General features: G+C 65.1%; 19 protein-coding genes. 8 read left to right on the top strand and 11 right to left on the bottom strand.

All coding sequences use genetic code 11. The features are described 5' to 3' along the window. Positions 1-51 precede the first annotated feature (51 nt). The 5 genes from ABIC09_RS07975 to ABIC09_RS07955 all read right to left on the bottom strand — a co-directional run bounded on the left by ABIC09_RS07975 (position 52) and on the right by ABIC09_RS07955 (position 7,958). Entirely contained in the window at positions 52-1,935 is a 1,884-nt protein-coding gene (locus ABIC09_RS07975) for a flagellar protein (RefSeq protein WP_354083952.1), read from the bottom strand. Between the two features lie 31 nt (positions 1,936-1,966). Beyond that, a complete protein-coding gene (gene flgK / locus ABIC09_RS07970; RefSeq protein WP_354108944.1) occupies positions 1,967-3,850 on the bottom strand; it encodes a flagellar hook-associated protein FlgK in 1,884 nt (627 codons plus the stop codon). A gap of 43 nt (positions 3,851-3,893) precedes the next feature. After that, the gene (locus tag ABIC09_RS07965) at positions 3,894-5,720 is read right to left on the bottom strand and encodes a flagellar hook protein FlgE (RefSeq protein ID WP_354083953.1); all 1,827 of its coding nucleotides are present in this window, start codon (positions 5,718-5,720) and stop codon (positions 3,894-3,896) included. A 190-nt stretch (positions 5,721-5,910) separates the two neighbouring features. Next, positions 5,911-6,411, bottom strand: a complete 501-nt coding sequence (gene msrB / locus ABIC09_RS07960; protein WP_354083954.1) for a peptide-methionine (R)-S-oxide reductase MsrB — start codon at positions 6,409-6,411, stop codon at positions 5,911-5,913. An 86-nt stretch (positions 6,412-6,497) separates the two neighbouring features. Then, a complete protein-coding gene (locus ABIC09_RS07955; RefSeq protein ID WP_354083955.1) occupies positions 6,498-7,958 on the bottom strand; it encodes an NAD(P)/FAD-dependent oxidoreductase in 1,461 nt (486 codons plus the stop codon). Between the two features lie 124 nt (positions 7,959-8,082). Here ABIC09_RS07955 and ABIC09_RS07950 point away from each other — a divergent pair, with 124 nt between their 5' ends. The 3 genes from ABIC09_RS07950 (at position 8,083) to ABIC09_RS07940 (ending at position 9,581) form a co-directional block, all read left to right on the top strand. Continuing rightward, the gene (locus ABIC09_RS07950) at positions 8,083-8,619 is read left to right on the top strand and encodes a SixA phosphatase family protein (RefSeq protein ID WP_354083956.1); all 537 of its coding nucleotides are present in this window, start codon (positions 8,083-8,085) and stop codon (positions 8,617-8,619) included. A 74-nt stretch (positions 8,620-8,693) separates the two neighbouring features. Beyond that, the gene (locus ABIC09_RS07945; RefSeq protein ID WP_148751331.1) at positions 8,694-9,119 is read left to right on the top strand and encodes a universal stress protein; all 426 of its coding nucleotides are present in this window, start codon (positions 8,694-8,696) and stop codon (positions 9,117-9,119) included. Between the two features lie 3 nt (positions 9,120-9,122). Next, positions 9,123-9,581, top strand: coding sequence for a hypothetical protein (locus ABIC09_RS07940; protein ID WP_354108943.1), 459 nt, complete (start codon positions 9,123-9,125; stop codon positions 9,579-9,581). Between the two features lie 396 nt (positions 9,582-9,977). Here ABIC09_RS07940 and ABIC09_RS07935 read toward each other — a convergent pair whose 3' ends face one another. Next, a complete protein-coding gene (locus tag ABIC09_RS07935) occupies positions 9,978-10,214 on the bottom strand; it encodes a DUF1127 domain-containing protein (protein WP_148751328.1) in 237 nt (78 codons plus the stop codon). Positions 10,215-10,398: 184 nt separating this feature from the next. On the opposite strand from ABIC09_RS07935, the gene ABIC09_RS07930 reads away from it, so the two are divergent. After that, positions 10,399-11,742: an aminotransferase-like domain-containing protein gene (locus tag ABIC09_RS07930; RefSeq protein ID WP_354108942.1), complete on the top strand. Its 1,344-nt coding sequence runs from the start codon at positions 10,399-10,401 to the stop codon at positions 11,740-11,742. A gap of 11 nt (positions 11,743-11,753) precedes the next feature. Here ABIC09_RS07930 and ABIC09_RS07925 read toward each other — a convergent pair whose 3' ends face one another. Continuing rightward, positions 11,754-12,353 carry a YdcF family protein gene (locus tag ABIC09_RS07925; protein ID WP_354108941.1) on the bottom strand — a complete coding sequence of 200 codons (600 nt, stop codon included), beginning with the start codon at positions 12,351-12,353 and terminating at the stop codon, positions 11,754-11,756. 65 nt (positions 12,354-12,418) lie between these two features. Beyond that, positions 12,419-13,006, bottom strand: a complete 588-nt coding sequence (locus tag ABIC09_RS07920; RefSeq protein ID WP_354108940.1) for a hypothetical protein — start codon at positions 13,004-13,006, stop codon at positions 12,419-12,421. A gap of 60 nt (positions 13,007-13,066) precedes the next feature. On the opposite strand from ABIC09_RS07920, the gene ABIC09_RS07915 reads away from it, so the two are divergent. Continuing rightward, entirely contained in the window at positions 13,067-13,501 is a 435-nt protein-coding gene (locus ABIC09_RS07915; protein ID WP_148751324.1) for a hypothetical protein, read from the top strand. Positions 13,502-13,507: 6 nt separating this feature from the next. Here ABIC09_RS07915 and ABIC09_RS07910 read toward each other — a convergent pair whose 3' ends face one another. From ABIC09_RS07910 to ABIC09_RS07900, 3 genes are all read right to left on the bottom strand, one after another. Continuing rightward, the gene (locus ABIC09_RS07910; protein ID WP_354108939.1) at positions 13,508-15,907 is read right to left on the bottom strand and encodes a bifunctional diguanylate cyclase/phosphodiesterase; all 2,400 of its coding nucleotides are present in this window, start codon (positions 15,905-15,907) and stop codon (positions 13,508-13,510) included. Between the two features lie 105 nt (positions 15,908-16,012). Further along, on the bottom strand, positions 16,013-17,428 hold the full coding sequence (locus ABIC09_RS07905; protein ID WP_354108938.1) for an MFS transporter: 1,416 nt from the start codon (positions 17,426-17,428) through the stop codon (positions 16,013-16,015). Between the two features lie 135 nt (positions 17,429-17,563). Further along, positions 17,564-18,070: a YciE/YciF ferroxidase family protein gene (locus tag ABIC09_RS07900; RefSeq protein ID WP_148751321.1), complete on the bottom strand. Its 507-nt coding sequence runs from the start codon at positions 18,068-18,070 to the stop codon at positions 17,564-17,566. Positions 18,071-18,495: 425 nt separating this feature from the next. On the opposite strand from ABIC09_RS07900, the gene ABIC09_RS07895 reads away from it, so the two are divergent. From ABIC09_RS07895 to ABIC09_RS07885, 3 genes are all read left to right on the top strand, one after another. Next, positions 18,496-19,578 (top strand): lysylphosphatidylglycerol synthase transmembrane domain-containing protein, encoded by a 1,083-nt coding sequence (locus ABIC09_RS07895; RefSeq protein ID WP_354083963.1) that lies wholly within the window; start codon positions 18,496-18,498, stop codon positions 19,576-19,578. Positions 19,579-19,691: 113 nt separating this feature from the next. Continuing rightward, positions 19,692-21,644, top strand: a complete 1,953-nt coding sequence (locus ABIC09_RS07890) for an SGNH/GDSL hydrolase family protein (protein ID WP_354037633.1) — start codon at positions 19,692-19,694, stop codon at positions 21,642-21,644. Positions 21,645-21,866: 222 nt separating this feature from the next. Further along, the gene (locus ABIC09_RS07885) at positions 21,867-23,486 is read left to right on the top strand and encodes an alkaline phosphatase family protein (RefSeq protein WP_354108937.1); all 1,620 of its coding nucleotides are present in this window, start codon (positions 21,867-21,869) and stop codon (positions 23,484-23,486) included. The last annotated feature ends 117 nt before the right edge of the window (positions 23,487-23,603 follow it).

Below are 23,603 nucleotides of genomic sequence, written 5' to 3'. Positions count from 1 at the left end.
CCCTCACCAAGAGGTAAACAGGCATGGTTAATGGAGCCTTAACGCGTGCTCCTACAGGAACTTGACGAGCGACAGCTGCGCGAGCTTTGAAGTGGTCTGGTAGGACGCCTGGAGCGCGTTCTGAAGTGACAGGATTTCGCTCGCCACCTGGTCCGGCGGGGCCGACTCGGCCTGGTCGATCATGGTCTGGAGCTGCGCCTTGGCCTGGGTCTGCCGCGCGGTGGCGTCCTTCATGGTGTTCTGGGCCATCGCGATATCGGTCTGGATGTCCTCGATTCGCTGCTGTCCAGGCTGCGGCGCAAGCGCCTGAGCCACCCTCTGGCTCAGCGCCGAGACCTGTCCACTGGAATAGGTCCCGGCCGGCGAGGTCGAGAACGTGCCGAACACAGCGACCGCCTGCAACTGCCGCCGGATCGCGTCCTCATCGGCCTGTGCGCCATATTGAATCGTGATGGAATCGTCGACCCGTGCCACCGCGGTCGAGCGCGGCGAGCCGGGCCCGTCATTGCCGGTGTACCATTTCACTGTCGTGGCCGAGCCGTTCACCAGCGTCGTCGCCGAGCTCGCCGGCGAAGAGCCGACGCGCAGCGGCGGTTGCGTGGCGGTGATCGGCAACGTGCTGAAGCCGAGCGCACCCAGCGCGGCCACAGCGCCCGGGGTCGAGCCCGATATGCTCAGGCTCGCCGCATCATCGGTGTTGATCGTGATCGAACCGCCATGGACGGTCGACGGCTTCGAGGTCCCCGTGATCTGGTCGATCTTGCTCATCAGGGTCTGGATGCTGTCGGTGACGTTGAGCTGGTTGCCGGCCGCGCCCGACGCGACGAAGCTCAGCGTGGTGCCGTTGACCGTGATGGTGTCGCCGACAGCAAAACCCGGCGAGATCGAGTTCGAGGGAGCCGTGCCGGACAGCGCGGTCGCCCCGCTGATCGGTGCGGGCGGGGCCGCCTGGTTGTTCTTGGCAGTGCCGATCGCAGAGCTCGCGGTATTGAAGAAGTTGTCGCCGGCGGTCACGGCGGATGCCGCCACCAGCGAGGTGTTGGCGAGCTTCGTGATCGCGGTGTTCAGCGCCGTATTGAGGTTCGCGGCGGTGTTGTTGGGGATGGTCGGATCGATCGCGAAGCTTCCCGCCGGCGTCGGCGTCGCGCTGGACGCAGTCAGGTCGATCTGCTCGGTCGAGCCGTCCGGCAGCGTGAACTGAACGCTGAGCTTGTCGCCGTTGTTCGGGTTAACGCCGTTGAGATCAACGGAGAACGACACCGGCGAGCCGCTTGGGCCGGTGACCGTCGCGCCCGTCAGCGTCGACGAGACCGCGGCGATCTTCAAGCCGAACGGCGATCCCGCGACGTCCTCCGACACCTTCACCGAGCTCGGCGTCGGCTGCGTCTGCACCAGCCGGCCCATTCCGTTGGCACCGAGATCTGCGGCCTGGCGCTCCGCCATCACGGTCTTGAAGCCCGCCTGCGTCGTGGTGCCGTTGATGATGTCGCCGGCGTCGGTGACCGACGGTGTGTTGACCGCGGTTCCGGAGAACAGATAGCGGTTGCCGGACTGCGTGTTGAGGACGCCGATCATCGAGCCGAACTGGGCGGCCGCGGTGTTCTGCGCAACCGTCTGGCCGTTGACGTTGAGATCCTGCGACGTATTCGCGGCGCCCGTCTGCGCCGTGCTGCGGATCGTCGTCAGCGCCTGCAACGCCGTGTTGGTGAGGTTGATGTTGACGTTGACGTTGGTGATCGTGTCGGTATAGGCGTCGATGTTGGACAACTGCGCGCGCGAGGCGATCGCGAAGCCCTCGTTGGTGCCCATCCCCGAATAGTTCTGCGACAGCTTGCCGGTCGAGAGCTGCGTCGACAGATCCGTGAGCTGCTGATTAATGTTGCGGATCTGCGCGCCGAGGACCGACGAGGAGTAGTTGATGCTGCTGATCGACATGTTTCGTCGCCCCTACACTTGATACGCGCGGTTACCCTTGAGCCTGGAGCAGCGTGTTCATCATGCTTTGCACCACCGACATGAGATGGGCATTGGCCGCGTAGGCATTCTGGAGCTGGATCAGGTTCGACATCTCGGCGTCGAGATTGACGCTGGAGGTCGAGTTGAATTTCGCCTGGAGCGTCGAGACCACGACGCTCTGGCCCTGCTGGAGCTGGGTCGCCTGGGTCGATGCGTTGCTCTGGACGCTCAGGAATTGCTGAAGGTAGTTCGAGACGCTGCCGCTGAACGGCTGGCTCGCCGAACCGAGACCGGTCTGCGGCGAATAGGAGAACACAGCATTGGTGAGCTGCGAATAGAGATAGTCCGAGCGCGTGGTGTCGCCGGCCGGTGTCACCGGCGAGGTGCTATAGACCGACAGCCGGGTCGGATCGGTGGCGAGCTGCGTGTTCACCGCGATGCGCCCGGCAAGGCCGGTCATCTGCGAGCCCGCTGCCGTGATCGCGCCGGTGTAGAGCGCCTGGCCGCCGTCGGTGAACAGCGGCAGCTGCGGACTGCCCGAGGTCAGCGAGGAGATCGTCTTGGTGATCGAGGACGAGTTGATCTTGGCGAGGCCGGTGCCGTCATCGGTCATCCGCAGCGTCGTGGCCGTGGCGGGCAGCGGCGCCGCGGAGAATGACAGGTGCGTGCCGGATAGCGCGGTGTTGAGCGCCGAGTCGATCGCGCCCATGCCGCCGGAGAAATTCACGCCGACCTGCATCGGGTTCGCATTCGTCGCGTTCTGGAGCGGCAACGCCGCCGGGTCGGTCACGTTGACCAGCGTAATCTGGCGCTGCGTGTTGGTCGTCGTATCGGTGTAGGTCAGGTTGACCGTGTTGCCCGGTGCGGCGCCAGCGAGATCGACGTCGAAGCCCGCCGGTGGGCCCGAGACCGTCGTGCCCGCCGTGGTCTTGTCCGACAGCGCGCTCGACATCGTCGCGGCGAGCTGGTCGATCTGGGTCTGCGCCTGCACCAGCGTCTGGTCGCGCAGCTTCAGATCCGCCGCGATCTGGCCGGAGGAGACCACATTGTTGGCGACGACGTCGATCTGCGACCCGTTCGGAAGCTTGATGTTGAACGCGCCGACACCGGACTTGGCCGGATTGGTGTTGTAGAGCGAGGTCGCCGAGAGTGCGCCGACTGAAGAGAAAGAGAATTGCGAGGCGAGCCCCGCGCCGACGAGTTGGATGCCCGTGGTGGTGTAGATGTTGGCCTGGTTCGATCCGTCGGTGGTGACGCGAACGTCGACATATTTGGACAGCGAGTTGATGGCCTGGTCGCGCTGATCCATCAGCGTTGCGGCGGACGGATCGCTCGAAGACAGGCCCTGGAGCTTGGTGTTGATGTCGGCGATCGTGTTCATCGCCGCGTTGGCCTGCTGTGCCGAGGTGCCGAGATCCTGCTCAGCGTTGGAGCGCAGCGACTGGATGCCCTTGGTGGTGACGTTGAGCTGCGTCGCCAGCGCTTGCGCCGCTCCGACCGCGACCGTCTGCGCCGACGACGAGCCCGCGCTCGTGGACAATGCCTGGAGCGAGCTGGTGAAGTTGTTCAGCGCCGTTTCGAGCGTGCCGCTGCCACCGGGGTTGCCATAGACGTTCTGAAGCTGCTTCAGGATGTTGGCCATCTGGTCGGCGTAGCCGCTGCCGCCGGTCTCGGTGCGAAGCTGGTTCTGCACGAAGGTGTCGAGCTCCCGGCTGACGCCGGTCGTCATCACCGACGATCCGAAGTCCGCGGTGGTAACCTCGACCTGGTTCGGCGTCTGGGCGACGTAACCCGGCGTCTGCGAATTCGCGACGTTCGACGAGACGATCGAGAGCGCGGCCTGGTTGGCACGCAGACCGCTCATCGCACTGGCGAGGGCTGAACTCAAACCCATGTTGACCTGCCGTCTTTGGTTACGTTACGCGCCGGCGGACCGATCAGCGCAACACGTTCAAGAGGTCCTGCACCATCGAATTCGCCGTCGTGATCACCTTGGTGTTGGCCGAATAGGCCTGCTGCGTCACGATCAGCTTGGTGAACTCGTCGGCGATGTCGGTGTTGGATCCCTCCAGCGACGAGCCGCTGATGGTGCCCGAAGCGCCCGCGATCGCCGGGCCCGACTGATCGGTCACGGCATAAGCGCCGCCGTCCAATGCCTTCAGGTAGTTGGTGCCGTTGAAGTGCGACAGCGTTACCGAGGCGAGATCGAGGTTCTGGCCGTTGGAAAAGGTGCCGACAACGAGGCCGTTGTTGTTGACGGCGACCGAGCGGAGCTGGCCGGCGGCGTAGCCGTTCTGCGTAATTGTGTTGATGGTCACCGCGCCGCTGGTGCTCGCAAATTGCGTCAGCCCGCCGGAGGAGAGGTTGAAGGCGACCGAGCCGAGCGACTGGCCGCTGACTTGGACGTTGTTGATGGTGATGCCCGAGCCGCTCGGCGAGGTGAGCGAGCCGTCACTGGCGAAAGCGAAGGTCTGGCCGGTGTTCACCCAGGCCTGCTGCGCGCTGGTGGTAGCACTGGGGTCGGTCTGGTAGAACAGGTTCCAGGTATCGCTGTGTGTGCCGCCCAGTGCGGAACTGTCGGTCTTGGCCCAGCGCAACTGCAGGTTCACGGGCGTACCGGCCGCATTGTAGGCCGTCACCGCGCCGCCGCTGATCGACTCCTTGGTGAAGGTGGCGACGTCGCTGCCCATCACCACACCGGTCGCGGTCATGCCGGTGCCACGTGCCTGGGTCACCGGGCTCGTCAATCCGAGCGCGGAGAATGCGGGCGCCGTGCTCGTGATGTTGAGGTCCTGCGCCGTGCCGGTGTGGAATGTGATCTTGCCGTTCGAGGCGTTGATGGATGGCGCTACGCCCGTGGCGGTGCCGATCGCCGTGAGCAGGTCGCCGACGGTGTCGTCGGCGCGAACGTGGGTCGCGTCCTGCAGGCCGGTGCCCGCCGCAGTAATCGTGATTGTCGTCGCAGGGGAACTACCGACGATGATGGTGTCACCGGCCGCGAAGCTCGTTGTCAGCGAGTCGCTCGGCGCGGTGCCCGACAATTTCGTCGCACCGGTGATCGGACCGGGCACACTGTTGTTGGCACCCGCACTCGTGATGGTGGCGTCCGTGCGCGGAGGCGGACTGCCGACCGGCAGGGGATTCGACTGGAGGAAGTCAGTCGGATCGAGACCACCATTGGCCAGCAGCGTGTGGCTCGCCGCTGTCGAGCTCGCCACCGTGTTCGGCGTTGTCGGCAGGTTCGCCGCATACTGGATCGAGGTGGTCGCCTGCGCCGGGACGAAGTTGTTCTGGAATTGCAGCACCGTCGGCACGCTGCCGGTCGGATTGCCCGTCTTCGGGTCGACCGTGACACCCATCAGATAGTAGCCGGCGCCGTTGATCAAATTGCCGTTGGCGTTGACCTGGAAGTCGCCGCGACGGGTGTAATAGGAGACGCCGTCGAACACCGGCACGTTGTCGACGACGCCGGTCGCCTTCTGCACCGAGAAGAAGCCATCGCCCGTGATCGCCATGTTGGTGGCGACACTGGAGCCCGAGATCGTGCCCTGCGTGGTGATCGTTGCCTGCGCATGCGCGGTGACGCCGCCGGCGACCTGCTTGTTGGGCACCGAGGAATCGGGAATGAGATCCTCGAAGCTGGTCCCGATGCCCTTGTAAGCGGTGGTGGATGAGTTCGCGATGTTGCCTGAAATGTTCTGAAGCGCGTAGGACTGCGCCTGCAGGCCACCCACCGAGGTGTTCATTGCATCGAAGATACCCATAACTTTGTCTCCAGATCCGATCTCGGCGGCCGGCAGACCAATGGCCGCATTCGGAGGAGACGTCGCAAGGCCTATGCCAATGCAGGTATTCTCAGGAAATCAATGACTTGAATAGAAAGGCCCCGGTCACATGACCGGGGCACAATTGCCGGGCCGGCAACAATTGCCGGGATTAAACGTCACCCAAAGCTCACGTCGCCGACGGCGACGCCGGGTGAAAGACCAGCCCGAAACCGTCGATGCAATAGCGCAATCCGGTCGGCTTCGGACCGTCATCGAAGACGTGGCCGAGATGGCCGCCGCAGCGCCGGCAATGCACCTCGGTGCGCACCATGCCGAAGGTGCGATCCTCGGTCTTGCCGACATTGCCCTCGATCGGCTGGTAGAAGCTCGGCCAACCCGTGCCGCTCTCGAACTTGGTCTCCGAGGCGAACAGCGGCAGATCGCAACCGGCGCAGGCGAAGACGCCTTTGCGATGCTCCTTGAGCAGCGGGCTGGTGCCCGGCCGTTCGGTTCCCTCTTTGCGCAGGATCTCATATTGCTGCGGCGTGAGCTGGGCCCGCCACTCGGCGTCGGTCTTCTCGATCTCGAACTTCTCGGCGGCTTGAGCCGGCGTTGCTCTCAGCCAGCGGAAGGTCGAAAGGCCGAACAGGCCGGCGACGGTCGTCAACAAGATGCGGCGGTCAAACATGTCTTTCTCCGTGCGCAGGAAGTTCACGCCCTGAGATACGGGTTCTAACGGCGGACGTTACACTTCCAGGCGGGATTTTTCTCAACTTATTGCGAGACGCCCTGCTCGTGGGAAACCGGTTCCGCCTCCTCCGCGGCAGCCGGCTGCGGCGCCGGAGCCATGCGCGGCCGAACCTCGGGCGGCGGACGGCGCGGGCCGGTGCCGGCGGCCCGGTTGGCCTCGGCCAGCCGCGCCTCGCGTTCCCTGTCCTTGACCCGTGCCCGCTCGCGATAGCGGGCGAGCGACCCCGCGGCCGTGGAGCTCGCCCTGCCCCAGATGCCGACCAATTGGCCCGCGACCCGCCCGGTGGTGCCGCCGGCCCAGACCAGCTCGAACGGCGAGAACAGCTTCCAGCGCTCGTCGCCCCACAGGATGCTGCGCGCGATCAGCTGCCCGGCCATCGCGGACGTGTTCATGCCCTGGCGGCCGAACCCGCTCGCCACCCACAGGCCTTTCCGCAGCTGGCCGATCTGCGGCATGCCATGCACGGTCTGGCCGATGACGCCGCCGAACGTCTCGGTGATCTCGACATCGCCGAGCCGGGGGAAGATCGTGCGAATCCGCCGCCTCACGCTACCTGCAAAGCGCTGCGGCCGCGCGGCCCAGGTGGTCTCCGGGCTCTCCCACATCAGGCGGTCGCCGTCGACGATACGAAAATGATCGACGCCGTCGGAATCCATCACCGATCCCTTGAAGCCGATGATCTCGTGCACCCGCTCGCCGAGCGGTGCGGTGATTCCGGCGTAGCGCCAGACCGGCAGCAGTGTCTCCGACAGCCGCCGCAACGGCGCGCCGAGATGGATGTTGCCGGCGAGCACGATGTGCGTCGCGCGCAGCCGCGCCGACGGCGTGACGATGCGCTTGCGGATGCCGGAATGATCGATGCTGACGACCGGCGTATCCTCGAAGATGCGGGCGCCGGCGCGCCGCGCCAGCGCGGCCAGGCCGTGCACATATTTGCGGCCGTCGACCTGGAACGCTTTGGGGTAGTAGACGCCGTGGAAGTAACGATCGGTCTTGAGCGCCGCGCGAACGCGATCGACCTGCCAGCCCTCGGCCTCGGTGTCGAAATCCTCGTTCAGCATCTGGAGCCGGCTGATCAGCCGGTCGCCGGCATCGACGTTGGAGACCTCCAGCACCCCGTCTGTGAGGCCGATGCCCGGCATGTTCTCCTCGGTGGCGTTGGCCCGGACGAACTCGGCGCCCTGCTTCGAGAGCGTCCACAATTCGCTGGCGCCCTCAAAGCCGATGCGCTCGATCAGCTCGGTGAGCGGCAGCGCGAAGCCCGGCGTCACGGCGCCGAGCTGGTTGCCGGAGGCGTTCCAGCCGATATGGCGGCCCTCGAGCACCGCCACGCTGGCCCCGAGCCGGGCCGCCTCCAGCGCAATGGAGAGGCCGGCAAGCCCTGCCCCGATCACGCAAATGTCGGCGTCGAGATCGAACGACAGCCGCGCACGTTCACGAAAGCCGGCTTCTTCCTGGGACACGCTTGTGAAAGTCTCGCTCATGTCATTTTTGTTAACGGAGCAATCTTCTTAAAGGACCAATCGGGCGCTTGTCACCTTGTCCTCAACCGACACCTGTAGATTATCCTTTTAGATTATCCTGGACGTGGAACGATTCGAGAATGCCATGCGCCGTTTGATGCTGCTGCGTCACGCCAAGACCGAGACCCACGCGCCGAGCGGCCGCGACCAGGACCGCCGGCTCGACGACCGCGGCCAGCGGGATGCCGCCGAGATGGGCGACTGGATCGCCGCCCACCCAGCCGTGCCCGAGACTGTGCTGGTGTCGCACGCCGTCCGCGCCCGGCAGACCTGGGACATCGCCTGGCAGGCGATGAAGGACCGCGTCGCAGCGCCGCAGGTCGAGATCCTGCCGGAGCTCTACGGCGCTGATCCCGCGCAGATTCTCGAAACCATTCGCACTGCAACGATTCCCGCCAACCCCAGGCAATTGCTGCTGGTTGGGCACAATCCGGGCATGCACGAGGCCGGCCTGATGCTGATGGGTCGCGGCGATCCGGCCGGCGCCAAGGCGCTTGCCGACAATCTTCCTACCGCGGGGCTTGCGGTCCTCGACTTTGACGTCAAGGATTGGGGTGACGTGGCCTACCGCCGCGGCAAGCTGGTGCTGTTCGTCAGCCCCAAGTTGCTTCGACTGGGATGAGACGCGCGGGCACCGTCTCGACCGGTTGATCCAGCTTGGTCCCAGGATCTTGACTGGAAGATTTGGAGGCGCAGATGTTCAAGTCCATCCTCGTACCCATCGACCTCGCCGATACCGATCTCGCAAAACCGGCGATCGCGACCGCGGCAACGCTGTCGCAGAACTGGGGCGGATCGATCCGGCTGCTCAACGTGCTGCCGATGACGCCGGTGATGCTGGCCGAATACGTCCCGGCCGATTTCGACGAGCAGCAGCGCCAGACCTCGGAAGAGGCACTCGCCATCGTCGCCCGCGAATCCGGCATCGACGCCTCTCACATCTCCAGCGTGGTGCGCCAGGGCGGCATCTATCACGAGATCCTGGAGGAAGCCGTGCACATGAAGGCCGATCTGATCGTCATGACCTCGCACCGGCCTGCGATGCGCACTTATTTTCTCGGCTCCAATGCCGGGCATGTGGTGCGTTATGCCAAGTGCTCCGTGCTGGTGGTGAGACACTGACGCTTGCTCCGTCATTGCGAGCGCAGCGAAGCAATCCAGACTGCCATCGCGGAAAGTTTCTACAAGGTCTTGTGCTGCCTGACGGGCAAAACACCCGAACTCTCGGTCAATCCGCATCACAAAAAATATTCCACTTTACCGAAATTCGGAAACGGCGTATGTGTGGTCCCACTCCGGCCCAAGGAAGAGGGGCGTATCGCGATCGTCACGAACGCGGGCCGGGCCGCGGTGGGCGTGGGTCACATCGGCGCGAAGGGTTTTGCAGGGCGGGCAACCGTGAGCGAAGGCCTCGCGCATACGACCGGTGTGATCCGCGTACGGCAAAATCGTGTGGTCCTGGCGCCCGGAGCCTGTGCGTCAAGGCTTGCGGTGATGCGTTGTGTCCAACCGGACATGCGTATCGATCATCCGCAAGGCGACGGGGGCAATAGTGCATCGCTCCCCGGGGAGAGCACGACATAAGCCGTAAACCCACTGCGCAGGGAAGGCCGGATGTTTGGCTTCACCTGTATGCCGCTGTGCAGATTTTTATAGCGCAATCATCGCACAGTGGACCGCGGGTGCCAGCCGGCACCCGGTCTTCCCTGCGCCCTCTTTCAATTGAGGGTGAGGCGACGAAGCAAAGCTCGGGTGAATTAAGCCGCGAGGCTGCGAAGGTGTGTCTGTGATGACGATGCGGATTGGTGGAGCGACCGTATCACCCGCACTCCGTCATTGCGAGGAGCTCTTGCGACGAAGCAATCCAGACTGCATCTGCGGAGGGACTCTGGATTGCTTCGCTGCGCTCGCAATGACGCTGAGGAAACATTTGCGCATATCGGGACGCCCTGCCTTGCGGGACGTCCCGACAGAGAAACCTCACAGATACCGCGTCAGCTCGTCCTTGAACTGCCCGTAGACGGCGTCTTCGATCTGGCTGCGGTTGATCCCGATGTCGCGCAGGGCGCGGTCGTCGAGCTCGTTCAGCGTCTTGACGGCGGAGCGGCGCTCCAGGCGGTCGAACAGCGCATAGGCAGCGGTGGCGAGCGTGCCAAAAAATCCGCTCGACGAGGATGGGCGCAAGCTCCGCCCGGCAGTTTGCGAGATCGTGGTCATGTTTCTTCTCCGGCCTTTGGTCCTGCGCGGCGAAGCGGATGCCGTTGGCGCAAACGCCTGAGCGCCTGCACCTCATTTGCCGTCGGATTGCTCTCGCTTTCCTCGGCTCAATCGCGGACCTTGATGGAACTTAAATGCTCCAGTACATTGCTCGGAGCAAGGAAAACATTGCTCTCGGTGCAATATGTCCAAGTTTGAGTACGTGAAGCTTGCGGATGCCATTGCCGCGGATATCTCTAACGGCACGTTAAGAGCCGGCGACCGGTTGCCGCCGCAGCGCAATTTTGCCTATGACCGTGGCATTGCGGTCTCGACCGCGAGCCGCGTCTACACGGAGCTGTTGCGCCGCGGGCTCGTGGTCGGCGAGGTCGGCCGCGGCACCTTCATCTCCGGCGACATCAGGCGCGAGATCGAGATCATCACCGAGCCGCGCGATGCGCGTATCGATTTCGAGGTCAACTATCCGCTCCTGCCGCAGCAATGGGCGATGATCGCCAAGAGCCTCGCCGGGCTCGAACGGGTCGACGCGCTCGAATCCGCGCTGCGCGCCTCGACCAGCACCGGCACCAAGAGCGCGCGCAATGCGGCCGCCGCCTATCTCGCGCGCAAGGATTTCACGCCGCAGGCCGAACAGATCGTGTTCACCGCCAATGGCAAGCAATCGCTCGCGGCCGCGCTCGCCGCACTGGTGCCGACCGGCGGCCGCTGCGGCGTCGAGGCGCTGACCTACCCTTACGTCAAGAGCATCGCCGCGCGGCTCGGCATCACGCTGGTGCCGATCCCGATGGACGAATTTGGCGCGCGGCCTGACGCGATCCAGAAGGCGCATCGCGAGGCGCATCTGTCGGCGCTGTATCTTCAGCCCATCATCCAAAACCCGCTCGGCGTCACCATGAACGCGACGCGGCGCGCCGACATCATGCGCATCGCCGAGAAGCTCGACCTCACCATCATCGAGGACACCGTCTACGGCTTCCTCGCCGACGACACGCCGCTGGCCGCGCTGGGACCCGACCGCTGCATCGTGCTCGACAGCCTCTCAAAGAAAGTCGCGCCGGGTCTGGCGCTCGGCATCCTCGTCGCGCCGCCTCACTTGCGCGAGAGCGTGATGAGCGCGGTCCGCACCGGCGGCTGGATCGCCTCGGGCCACGCGCTCGCGTCCGGTCAGCGGTTGATGGCCGACGGCACCGTCGCCGAGCTGACCCGGCTCAAGCGCATCGACGCCGCACGCCGCCAGCAGACCGCGGCACGACTGCTCGCCGGTTACCAGATCGCCGCCGATGCGCGCTCCTATCATCTCTGGCTGACGCTGCCATCGCACTGGCGCTCGCAGACTTTCGTTGCCGCGGCGGCCCGGCGCGGCATCGCGCTGACGCCGTCCTCGACCTTCGCGGTCGCGCATGGCCATGCCCCGAATGCGGTGCGGCTGGCGCTCGCCCCGCCCTCGTTCGAGCAGCTCGATTCCGGCCTGCGCACGATTGTCTCGCTGCTCGGCACCAAGGAGGAAGATTTCGACTCGACGGAGTAGCCCCTCGCCGGTCAGCGCTCCGGCCATTCCGCGATAAATCCCGTCGCCCTGTACGGCTCGATCTTGTCCCATTCGTGCAGGACACGACGGCGAAATTCGGCGTCGGTATGCCAGAGCGTGCGTGGCGTCGCAAAACTGTCGACGGTGAGCAGCAGCTTCGTCACCTCGGGCCAGTGCCGGTGCAATGTCATCGGATAGCGCCGCGCGGTCCAGGTGTTGCCGAGGCAGATCACGCTGCGAATGTTGCGCAGTCCCAGCGCCACATCGATGATCGGCAGCGAGAAGATCACGTTCTCTTCGGTGTTCATCGCGCGATGCTCCTCGAGGATTCGATCCGCCGGAATGCCCGCATCGACCATCGCCGCCTTGATGATCATGCACTCGGATTGCTCCGAGCCGCGCGTCACGCCGCCGCTGACAATCGACCAGCGGAAAAGGCCCTGACGCCATAGCCGCGCGGCGGTTTCGGCGCGCAGCGCGACGTCCTCACGGGTGCCGAACAGAAACAGCAAATCGGCCGGTTGGAGCGGCGTATCGATCAGATGGGTGCGATTGATCTCGGCGATCTCGTCCGCCGTCGGCAGGCGCGTGCTGCGATCCATGACTGTCATCGCGGCACGATGCGGGACCGGCGCACGGCTGCGAAGTCAATTTTGATTGCGGCCGATTGCAAGTGCTAGGGCAGCAAGCCGGGCGGCAGCCGATCAAAACTGTAGCTGCGCGGCTGGTTGCGCCGGACGAAGCCGCCGACCTGCCAGGCGAACAGCGCGGCGAAGCCGAGGATGAACAGCACGCCGGCGAACTCCCCGATCATCAGCGCGCGGATCAACAACCCGGCCATCGCCACGGCCAGCATAGCGAGGAACGCCAGCACCGCCGCATAGGTCTTGCGACCGAGGCCGGCGGTCAGCGTGGCGCGGCTGCCGGCCTTCGCCATCCGCGCGTGCAGCTCGAGGAGAAAATCGCGAAAGCCTCTGTCCTGCGGCGCCATCAGCGCCGCGGTCTGCCAGCTCGTCGACAGGATCGCGATGCGGCCGCCACTGGTACGGCTGACATCGGCGCGAAAGCGGTGCTGCTGCATCGAGACCGGACGGAACGACAGCCTGACAGCACTGATCTCATCATAGCGCCAGACACCCGAGCGGCCGGCGATGTGCCAGGACAATCCCTCATCGGTCAGCTCGAAGCGATGCGCCGAGCCGATCAGCGACGCCTTGTAGGCATAGCTCGTGACCGACCGGCCCTGCCCGTCCGAAACCTGCATCTGTCAATCCCGTCCGCGATCCGCTTGCGCGATCGCCCTCCCCCATCCTACAAGCGGGGCATGGCTGAGACGATCTATTTTCCGCGCCGCCTGATTCTCGGGGCCGCCATGATCTCGGGCGTGCTGCTCGCGCTCGCGGTGCATATGCTCGGCGCGCGCTACGGGCTCGACCTCGGCGGCCTCTGGCGTTCGGACACGCATGAGTTCATGCCGACGGGCGCGGCGATGGCCTGGTGGCTGATTGCGACCGTCGGATTCTCCGGCGGCTATTTCACCGCGTCCTTGATGCAAAGCGCCGTCTCCGGCCAGATCCCGCAACGGATGCGCCAATTCCTGATCGCGGTCGGCGTGCTCCTGCTCGCTGGCGCCGGGCAAGCGGCCTCGGCGCCGAGCCCGATCCCGACCATTTCCGGCGTGCTGGCGGGCCTCGCGGCGCTGTGTCTCGGCGCCGTGATGGCGTTCTGCGGCGCGCATTTCGCGCTGCGCCGCGGCTAAGCCTCTTCAGGCCGAAGCAAGCAGCCGCGGGCGTTCCAGCATCAGAGCCACTTCGGATGCGGGCCTGGGCATGCTGAACAGATAGCCCTGCGCCTGGGTGCAGCCTTCGCGCCGGAGCAGCTCGAGCTGCGCGTCGTTCTCGACGCCCTCCGCCGTGGTGACGATGCCGAGGCTGCGGCCAAGGCCCGTCACGGCGCGGATGATCGCCACCGAATCCTCGCGGGTGGCGAGCTCGGACACGAATGAACGATCGATCTTGATCTTGTCGAACGGGAAGCTGCGCAGATAGCTCAGCGAGGAATAGCCGGTGCCGAAATCGTCGAGCGAGATGCGCACGCCCATGGCGCGCAGCTCGTGCAGCGTGGTCAGTGTCGCCTCGCTGTTCTGGAGCAGCACGGATTCGGTGATCTCGAGCTCAAGCCGGCGCGCCGCGAGGCCCGATCTCTCCAGTGCGTCGGTCACGGATGCAATCAGGTTCGGATTCTTGAACTGCACCGGCGAGAGATTCACGGCGACGCCGATATCGTCGGGCCAGGTCGCGGCATCCGCGCAGGCAGCGTGCAACACGAGCTCACCGAGCTGGATGATGAGGCCGGTCTCCTCGGCAAGCGGAATGAAGTTGATGGGCGAGATCAGGCCGCGATGCGGATGATTCCAGCGCAACAGCGCCTCGAAGGCGACCACGCGATCGCTGGCGACGTCGCGGATCGGCTGGTAGTACGGCTGGAACTCGTCGCGCTGGAGTGCCGCCCGCATATCCATTTCCAGCAAGCGCCGCGCCTGCGCCCGCGCATCCATGCCGGTCTCGAAGAAGCGATAGGTGCCGCGGCCGTCGGCCTTGGCGCGGTACAGCGCGAGGTCGGCGTTCTTCAGCAGCTCGTCGGGATTGCTGCCGTCCTGCGGCGACAGCGAGATGCCGATCGAGACGCCGATCACGATCTGATGGTCGTCGATTTCGTAAGGCGCGGAGATCACCTCGACGAGGCCGCCGGCGAGCGCCCTCGCCGCGGCTTCCTCCGAGCGACCGATCTGGACCACGGCGAACTCGTCGCCGCCGAGGCGGGCCACGGTGTCGTGCTCGCCGACGGTGGCCTTCAGCCTGCGCCCGACTTCCTTCAGCAGCGCGTCGCCAATGGGATGGCCGAGCGAGTCGTTGATGTCCTTGAAATGGTCGAGGTCGAGGCAGAGCACCGCGAGCTGGTCGTTCACACCAGCCCGGCGCAGCCCCTGTTCGAGCTGCTCGTGGAACAGCACGCGGTTCGGCAGATTGGTCAGCGCGTCATGGCGCGCCATGTGCGAGATCTTGGCCTGCGCCTCCAGCCATTCGGTGATGTCCTCGAAGGTGGCGACCCAGCCGCCGCCCTGCATCGGCTGGTTGACGACGCGGATCGAGCGGTCGAACCGTCGAACGACGTCCGTCGTCGTACGTCCCTCCCGGGCGTCCTCGACAAGGCGTGCGAAGAATTGCTCGGGCTCGCCATTCCACTGCCCCTTCGCCGCCTCCTCGCGGACCACGTCGAGCAGGACGCGGCCGGTAAGTTGCATGTCGGAGCGGCGTAGCATCGTCGCATAGCGTTCGTTGAACAGGATGATCTTGCCTTCGGCATCGAACATGCACAGCCCCTGCGACATGTTCTCGAGCGCGGTGTCGAGCACGACCTGCTGGCGTCCGATCTCGCCCTTGGCACGACGATCGAGCACCGCCGCCGTGAGCGCAATGACGAGAATGGCAGCGGCCGCGCTGGCGGTCAGGATCGACAACGACGTCGGCGGGATCGAAAGACTGCTGATCACAAGCGTCGGATCGGGCGTCAATTCCAGCGCGCCCATCGCGGTGAAATGGTGAGAGACGATGGCAACCGTCAACAGGATCGTCGCGGCAAGCGCGTTGGACAGGCTATCGCCTCGTCCCGCGACGTGCAGGGCGAACGATCCAAAGACGATGCCGAGCAAGATCGACACCGTCACGGTCCCGGCGGTCCAGCCGACATGGGCAGGAATCTCGAACGCCATCATGCCGGTGTAATGCATCGCGGCCACGCCGGTGCCAACGACGGCGCCGCCGACCGCGACCAGACCCCTGTGCGTCGTCGAAACCGAGATGCTGAGACCGATGAAGGTGACTGCGATCGCAAAGAGCAGCGACAGGACCGTTACGGGGATGTTGTAGGCCCCACCGGCGCCCGGCCCGTAGGCCTGCATCGCGATGAAATGGGTTGCCCAGATACCGCAACCGGCGACGACGGCATCGAGCGCAACCCAAACCAGGCGAGCCGACCCGCTCGCCGCACGCGCGCGATGAAACAGGCTGATTGCCGCCGCGCTGGCGAGCAGGCATACCGCCCCGCCAAGGACGACCAGACGCCAATCATGCTGGTCCGTGAGACAAAACAGAACTTGATACATTGCCGGCCCCTATTCCATCGGGCACTAGAACCGGCAGAGATGGACAGTCGGTAACCGGCTGTGCACCGGTTGCCGGAATGGTGAACAGGGAATGTGCGCGGCTGCTCACATTGCTCGCCCGTGCGCCTTTGCGCCGAGGCCGATCACACCGGCGGCCAGCAGCAGCACGGCTGCCGATATGATTAGCGACTGATGAAGGCCGATCATGAATGCGCTGTCGGACGCCACCAGCGAACCGAACAACGCAACACCAAGGACGCTGCCGGTCTGCCGCGTCGCATTGAGCACACCCGCGGCAATACCGGAGCGCGCCTTCTCGACGCTGCCGAGCAAGGTCGAGGTCAGAGGCGGCACCAGGAGGCCAAGTCCACCGCTGATCGCGATCATCTGCGCGAAGATTGCCCAATAGCTCGTCCCCGCCTCGATCCAGACCAGACCAAGACAACCAAGCGCCGAGATGCAGGCGCCGACGACGATGGTCGGGCACGGGCCGATGCGCTCGGCCAAGCGCGGCGCCAGCAGATTGACCGGCAACACCGCGCCCATCATCGGCACAAAGGCAAGCCCGGTCCACCAGGCCGAGAGCCCGTTGATCCGCTGGAAGTAGAGGCTGAGCACGAAGATCAGGCCGTAGATCGCGACGTTGACGAGGAGGCCGACGACCGTGGTCAGGGTAAACAGCCGGTGACCGAACAAGGACAGCGGCAGCATCGGCTGCGCCGTGCGGCTCTCGCGCCAGACAAACAACGTGGCCAGGACCGCGGCCGCAGCGAAAGCCGAAAGCACGAGCGGATGCTGCCAGCCGAGCGCGCCGCCCTCGATGATCGCGCCCGCGAGGGCTCCGAGCGCGCCGATCGCCGCGAGTTGGCCAGCCAGATCGATCTCGCGCGAGCGCGCCCGCGTGGTCTCGCTCGCAAAGCGCCAGCTCAGCCACAGACCAGCGAGGCCGATCGGCAGATTGACGAGGAAGATCGCGCGCCAGCCGACCAGCGTGATCAGCGCGCCGCCGACGAAGGGACCGGCTGTCAGCGCCAGGCTCGCGCCTGCGGCCCAGACCGCGACGGCACGACCGCGCGCGCGGTCGTCCGTATAGGCATGATTGAGCAGCGCCAGCGAATTGGGCACCAGGATCGCCGCCGCCAGCCCCTGAACCAGCCGTGCACTGATCAGCACGATGGCGTTGGGAGATAGCGCGCAGGCCAGCGAGGCCGCTGTGAAGATCGCGAACCCGGCCATGAAGATGCGTTTGGCGCCGATCCGGTCACCAAGTGCGCCGGCCGTCAGGATGAAGGCGGCAAAGGCAATGGTATAGGCGCTGACCACCCATTGCAGCTCGGCGACCCCGCCGCCGAGCGACTTGCCCATGGCATCGAGCGCGGTGTTGACGATGGTGACATCGAGCTGCACCACGCCATAGCCGAGACTCATCGCAGCCAGCGTGAGCGAGGTTGCAAGGTGCGATGCGGTGCGTGGGGCACCATCTGCGTCGAATGTTTCATATTTGATGGTGCTGGCTCGCATGCTGCCACCTCGATTGCAGCCCCATGCGACATATACGCCACCGGCCCGCCGTCATGTTTCGACAATGACCGAATGATGGATGCGCGACAGGCGAGCGCCGCGCGGATGACCGCGCGGCGCTCTTGCGGCTAAGCCTTAGCTCGCCGCCCGCAGGTTCACCTTGCTCTCGGCAAGCGAGGTCAGCTTCTTGTCCGTCGCCTTCTCTTCCTCGAGCGTTTTCGCGAGCACGGACGCGCAGTCGCTGCGGCCGAGCTGCTTGGCCCAGGCAATCAGGCTGCCGTAGCGGACGATCTCATAATGCTCGGCGGCCTGCGCAGCGTTGATCAGCGCCGCGTCGAGCACCGCCTTGTCCGCGACTTCGCCCGCGGTCTCGGCGGCCTCCTCGATGATGCCGTCGATTGCGGGACAGTCGACCGCCTTCACCTGCGCACCATGCATCTTGAACACTTCCTCGAGCCGCGTGACGTGCTGCTTGGTTTCTTCAAGGTGCGTCAAAAAGCCCTGCTTCAGCTGCGGATCGGTCGCCTTATTTGCCATTTTCGGCAGCGCCTTGGTGAGCTGCTGCTCGGCGTAATAGATGTCCTGCAGCTGATGCACGAACAGGTCGTTCATGGTCTTGATGTCTTTTGTGAACAGTCCCATCGTTCCGATCCTCCTGGGTTTCGGGAACACGACGGCATCGGCTTGCACGCAAAGCCGCTGTTTCGCCGTGTTCGATCGCTGATGGGGCGCTAACCTGTCCACGGCGCCGTCGTTCCAAAGAAAGCCCGCAGCGTTGCGCTGGAACAATGCTTGCGACCGCAGGATTTGAAACCATCTGAACGTCCGGGGTGCATGATGCAAATCGGTCCCCGACTCATATGCTTAACGCGCGCGCCATGTGAACCACTTATGACAAAACAGCCGGTGCGGCGCAGAACCTATCGTTGTCAAGGGCTGCACAAGCCTCTGTTTTTGCCTTAAATGAGCTACATCATGCCTAGCGATCGACGCTCATTTCGGGCACTGATCGCAACCGACCGGCCAATGTCTGGCCCGGTCGGTTTTGCCCCCCGCCGGGAGGATGAATGCACGGACTGCTGCCCGCGCTGAAACGCGGCCTCAAGAGATGGATCGGCTGGCGACGGCTCGGTATTGCCGCGAGCGTGATGATCATCGCCTTCGCGGTCACCACGCTGCTGCGGACCCTCAAGGGCATCGATACCGGCGTCATCCTGACCGCATTGAGCGATATTCCCCGCGGGCATATCGGCCTAGCCGCGATCTGCGTGTTCTTCGCGTTCTGTACGCTGACCTTCTACGATTTTTTTGCACTGCGAACGATCGGCAAGAAGCACGTGCCCTACCGCATCGCAGCGCTGTCGAGCTTCACGTCCTATTCGATCGGCCACAACATCGGCGCCACCGTGTTCACGGGCGGTGCGATCCGTTTCCGGATTTACTCGGACTACGGGCTGAATGCGATCGACGTCGCCAAGATCTGTTTCCTCTCCGGCCTGACCTTCTGGCTCGGTAACATCTTCGTGCTCTCGATCGGCATGACCATCCATCCGGATGCGGCCTCCTACATGGATCAGCTGCCGTCGTCGATCAATCGGCTGATCGCGCTCGGCGGCCTCGCCTCGATTGCCGCCTATCTGGTCTGGCTCTGCATGGGCGACAAACGCCGCGAGCTCGGCCAAAAGGGCTGGAAGGTCGTGCTGCCGTCCGCGCCGTTGACGCTGGTGCAGATCCTGATCGGGGTGGTCGATCTCGGCTTCTGCGCTCTTGCGATGTACCTGCTGATGCCGGCCAATCCGCCGATCGACTTCCTGTCGCTCGCCGTGGTGTTCATCCTGGCGACGCTGCTGGGCTTCGCCAGCCATGCGCCGGGCTCGATCGGCGTGTTCGACGCCGCCATGCTGGTGGCACTGCCCGAATTCGGCCGCGAGCAGCTGCTGGCGACCCTGCTCGTCTTCCGCATCCTCTATTTCGTGATCCCGTTCGGCCTCGCCATCTCCATCATGGGCACCCGCGAGCTCTGGATGAACGTCGTCCGGCCCTGGCAGGAGCGGCGACGGCTGGCGGAAGCCTGCGCGCAAGCCAACCTGCCCAAGCAGGTGGCGCCGATGGAGCGCGAGCGGCTGGTGCGCCAGGCCAGCAAACGATAACGGCCAGCCAGCGGTCACGCCGGCAGCCCGTAAAAGGCGGCAGACAAAGGTTGCGGGGCGGAGAGCTATGCTCTCTTATTTCCGCCTCAACTTTGCCGTTGAAGACGCGGGCCATGATCCCTGTTTCCCTTCGCCGTTTTCTCTCGGGCGCCCTGCTGCTGGCCGGGCTCCTTACCGTTTTGCCGCTTCAGCGCGCAGTCGCGCAGGATGCCGGCGCCATGCAGATCAACTGGGAGGTCCGCAACCGCTTCCGCCTGTTTCGCGAGGAGCGCGACTTCCTGCTGCATGTCGAGAATGCGCGTAACCGCAGCATCCTCGCCGCCGAACAGTCCCTGGAGCTGCAGAGCGAGGGCCGCGGCTGGGCCCGCAACATGGTCAACCGGCTCTGCATCGACCTCCAGGGCCGGGTCAACCAGCCCTGCACCCGCGACAACGTCAAAGAGAACTACATCACCCCGATCGACCACCCCATTACCGTGCGCTTGACCGGCGCGGTGCCGGTCGGCGCCACCTGCGCCTGGTCGTTCGACGACGGCGACGGACCACAGACCTCGACCTTCGACTGCGCCGAGCCGGTCAATCTGCGGGTCCGCTACGGCAAGCAGACGGTCGCGAGCGTCGACGTCTCCTCCGGCTCCGATCCGAGCCAGCGCGTCCAAACCGAGATCCAGGTCCGCGACATCTTCATCGCCGGCCTTGGCGACAGCATCGCCTCCGGCGAAGGCAATCCGGACCGGCCGCTGGCGCTGTCGGACGAGGGCTTTTGCTTCCGCTCCTATCTCGGCACCGCCGGCGGACAGTATTACCGGCCGAGCCGCGCTGGCTTCAAGGGCGGTCGCGCCTGCGAGGCGCCGGATACGCTCGCCAACTGGCAGCGCTACGGTGCCCTCTGGTTCAACTCACCTTGCCACCGCTCGCTCTACAGCTACCAGGCCCGCACCGCGCTCGCGCTCGCGGTGCGCTACACCCATATCGCCGTCACCTATCTGCCGCTCGCCTGCACCGGCGCCAGCATCAGCGACGGGCTGCTCGGCTCGCAGCGCGCCCGCGAATGCCCGCCCGGCAAGAGCGGCGTCTGCAACACCAGCGTGAATGCCCAGGTCGCGGAGTTGCGCGAGGCGCTCACCGCGGCCAAGAAACGCCAGCCGGATCGCAATCTCGATCTGGTGCTGCTCTCGATCGGCGCCAACGACGTCTACTTCTCCGGTCTCGTCGCCGACGTCATCGTCGATACCGCAACCGAGCGTGCCCTGTTCCGCCGCTCCGGCGTGATGGCGAGCGTCGACGAGTCCCGCGATGCGCTCCAGCGCGAGCTGCCGCAGAATTTCGTCAAGCTGCGCGAGGCGCTGAAGCCGCTGGTCGGCGACGATCTCTCGCACGTGGTCTACGTCTCCTACGGCAATCCGGCGCTGGCCGACGGCGGCGTGCCCTGCCGCGGTGGCCGTGGCGGCTTCGACATCCATCCCGCGTTCAATGCCGATCCGCAACGTCTCGCCCGCGTCTCGACCTTCGTCGACACCGAGTTCCTGCCACAACTGAAGGGGCTCGCCACCTGCACGAACGGCGCGCTGTGCCGCGATCCCGAGGCTGACCGCATGACCTTCGTCGACACGCATCAGGCTGCGTTCGCCGATCACGGTTTTTGCGCTCATTCCGGCAATGATCCCGAATTCGATCGAACCTGCTTCGCCGAGAACGGCCAGAGCTTCAATCCGGATATCGTCAGCGCGGCGAGCCAGCCGATGCTGTGCGGCCGCGGCGCCTCGGAATATCGCGCCTACCTGCCGCGCGCGCGCTGGATCCGCGATGCCAATGACAGCTATTTTGCAGCGATGACTTATCCGCAAGGGTTGCCGTCGGCGAGCCAACCGACCGACATCCACGACGCGACCTGGGGCGTGCTCTCGGCCGTCTATGGCGGCGCCGTGCATCCGAGCGCCGAAGGCCACGCCGCGATGGCGGACGCCACACTGCCGGCTGCGAGCGCAGTGCTCGGCCTGGATGCGGTGCCGCCAGGCGTCACGCGCGGGCTGCTGGCCCCGCTCCTGCCGCGCGCGCAGCAATAGGTGTTTCCGCGTTGGCTCATCCGACTTGAGGAGCTGACGCCGCCGCACACGGGCAAATTTTCGCGCCCCACGTAATCGCGGTGTCATCCAGCGTTCATCACCGCTACCTAGTTTTCCCAACGCTACAAATTGACGCACGCGACGGGAGCGCCAGGCTCTCCGCTGCGCGGTCTCGTGCGACTGCACGTCAACCAACAACAGACATCACTGGGGAGTCCAACAATGACGATCGAAAAGCGGCCTCATGCGGCCGTCGCTCTTGCCTTTGCCTCGACCCTGAGTCTTTCGCTCTTGGCACCATCATTCGCGCACGCCGACGACAGGGGCAAGGACAAGGACAAGAGCAACGTCAAGCACGTCCTGCTGATCAGCGTCGACGGCATGCATGAGGTCGACCTTCAGCATTATGTCGGTTCCCATCCTGCGTCGAGCTTCGCCAGGCTGCTCGCGCATGGGGTCCACTTCACCGATGCACATACCTCCCGGCCCTCGGACTCCTTCCCGGGCCTCCTTGCGTTCATGACCGGCGGTTCGCCGAAAACCCATGGCGTGTTCTATGACGATTCCTACGACCGCACACTGTTCGCACCCGGCAGCAACTGCCAGGGCAATCCCGGAACCGAGACGCTCTTCGATGAATCGATCGACTATGACCTGGCGAAGCTCGACGGCGGCGGCCCCGCCGGCTCCAACCATATCGATCCGACGCACCTGCCCATGCGCCTGAAGGCCGGCAAATGCGAGCCGGTCTATCCGCATCAATTCCAGCGGCTCAACACCATTATGGAAGTAATCCACGAGGCGGGTCGGCGCACCGCCTGGTCGGACAAGCACCCCGCCTACGAAATCGTCAGCGGTCCGTCCGGCAAGGGACTCGATGAGCTCTATACGCCCGAGATCAACTCGACCTCGGTGCCGGGGCAGCCCGGCGCAGACTGGACCACCGATCCGAGCTTCACGCGCACCTATGACGAGCTCAAGGTCAAGGCCGTGCTCAACTGGATCAAGGGCTTCGATCACACCGGTACAACCAAGGTCGGCGTTCCCGCGATCTTTGGCATGAATTTTCAGGCCGTCAGCGTCGGCCAGAAGGTGACCTCCGACGGCTATCTCGACGCCGCGGCAACGCCGAGTGCGCAACTACAGGCGTCGCTCGACTTCGTCGAGGCCTCGCTTGGCCAGATGCTGGATGCGCTGGCGGACCAGCACCTCGCCCGTGACACGCTTATCATCGTCGGCGCCAAGCATGGCCAGTCGCCGATCGACGTGAACAAGCTTCACATGCTGACCGGCAGCACCAACCCGAAGCTGGGCGGCGGCACGCGCGCCGACGTAACCGATCCGGCTGACCTGCTGACGAATGGTGGCGTTGCACTGGCCCAGGAAACCGCCGATGACGTTGCCCTGATCTGGCTCAAGGACCAGAATGACGCTGCTAAAGCCGCCGCGATCCTCGAGGCTGACCGCAAGGCCAGCAACCGGGCTCACATCGAGAAGATCTATGCCGGCGAGGAGCTCGTAGATCGGTTCGGCGATCCCGCGGCCGGCCGTACGCCCGATATCATCATCCAGCCGATCGCCGGCACGATCTATAGCGCGAGCAAGAAGAAGATCGCCGAGCACGGCGGCTTCGCCGAGGACGATACGCACGTCCTGCTCGTCGTCTCCAATCCGAAACTGGGTCCCTCGGTCGTCGATGAGCGCGTCGCGAACAGGCAGGTCGCGCCTACCATCCTGAGGGCGCTCGGCCTGGAGCCGGACGAGCTCGAGGCGGTGCGCGGCGAGGACCATACCCGCCTGCTGCCGGGGCGTACGGCTGAAGGACTGATCCTTCGCGACTGATCCCCGAGGCGGGGGGGGGGGGCCGCCCCCCCCCCCCCCCCCCCCCCCCCCCCCCCCCCCCCCGCTTCGTTTAGGAGGTCAGAAGCGCATTACTCCGAGTACTTGAACTCGGGCATC

Origin of the sequence: Bradyrhizobium sp. S3.12.5 (assembly GCF_040548225.1) — a bacterium.
Classification (GTDB): Bacteria; Pseudomonadota; Alphaproteobacteria; order Rhizobiales; family Xanthobacteraceae; genus Bradyrhizobium; species Bradyrhizobium cytisi.
The sequence above is the reverse complement of the archived record's forward strand: the minus strand, read 5'-3'. Positions and strand labels throughout refer to the sequence as shown.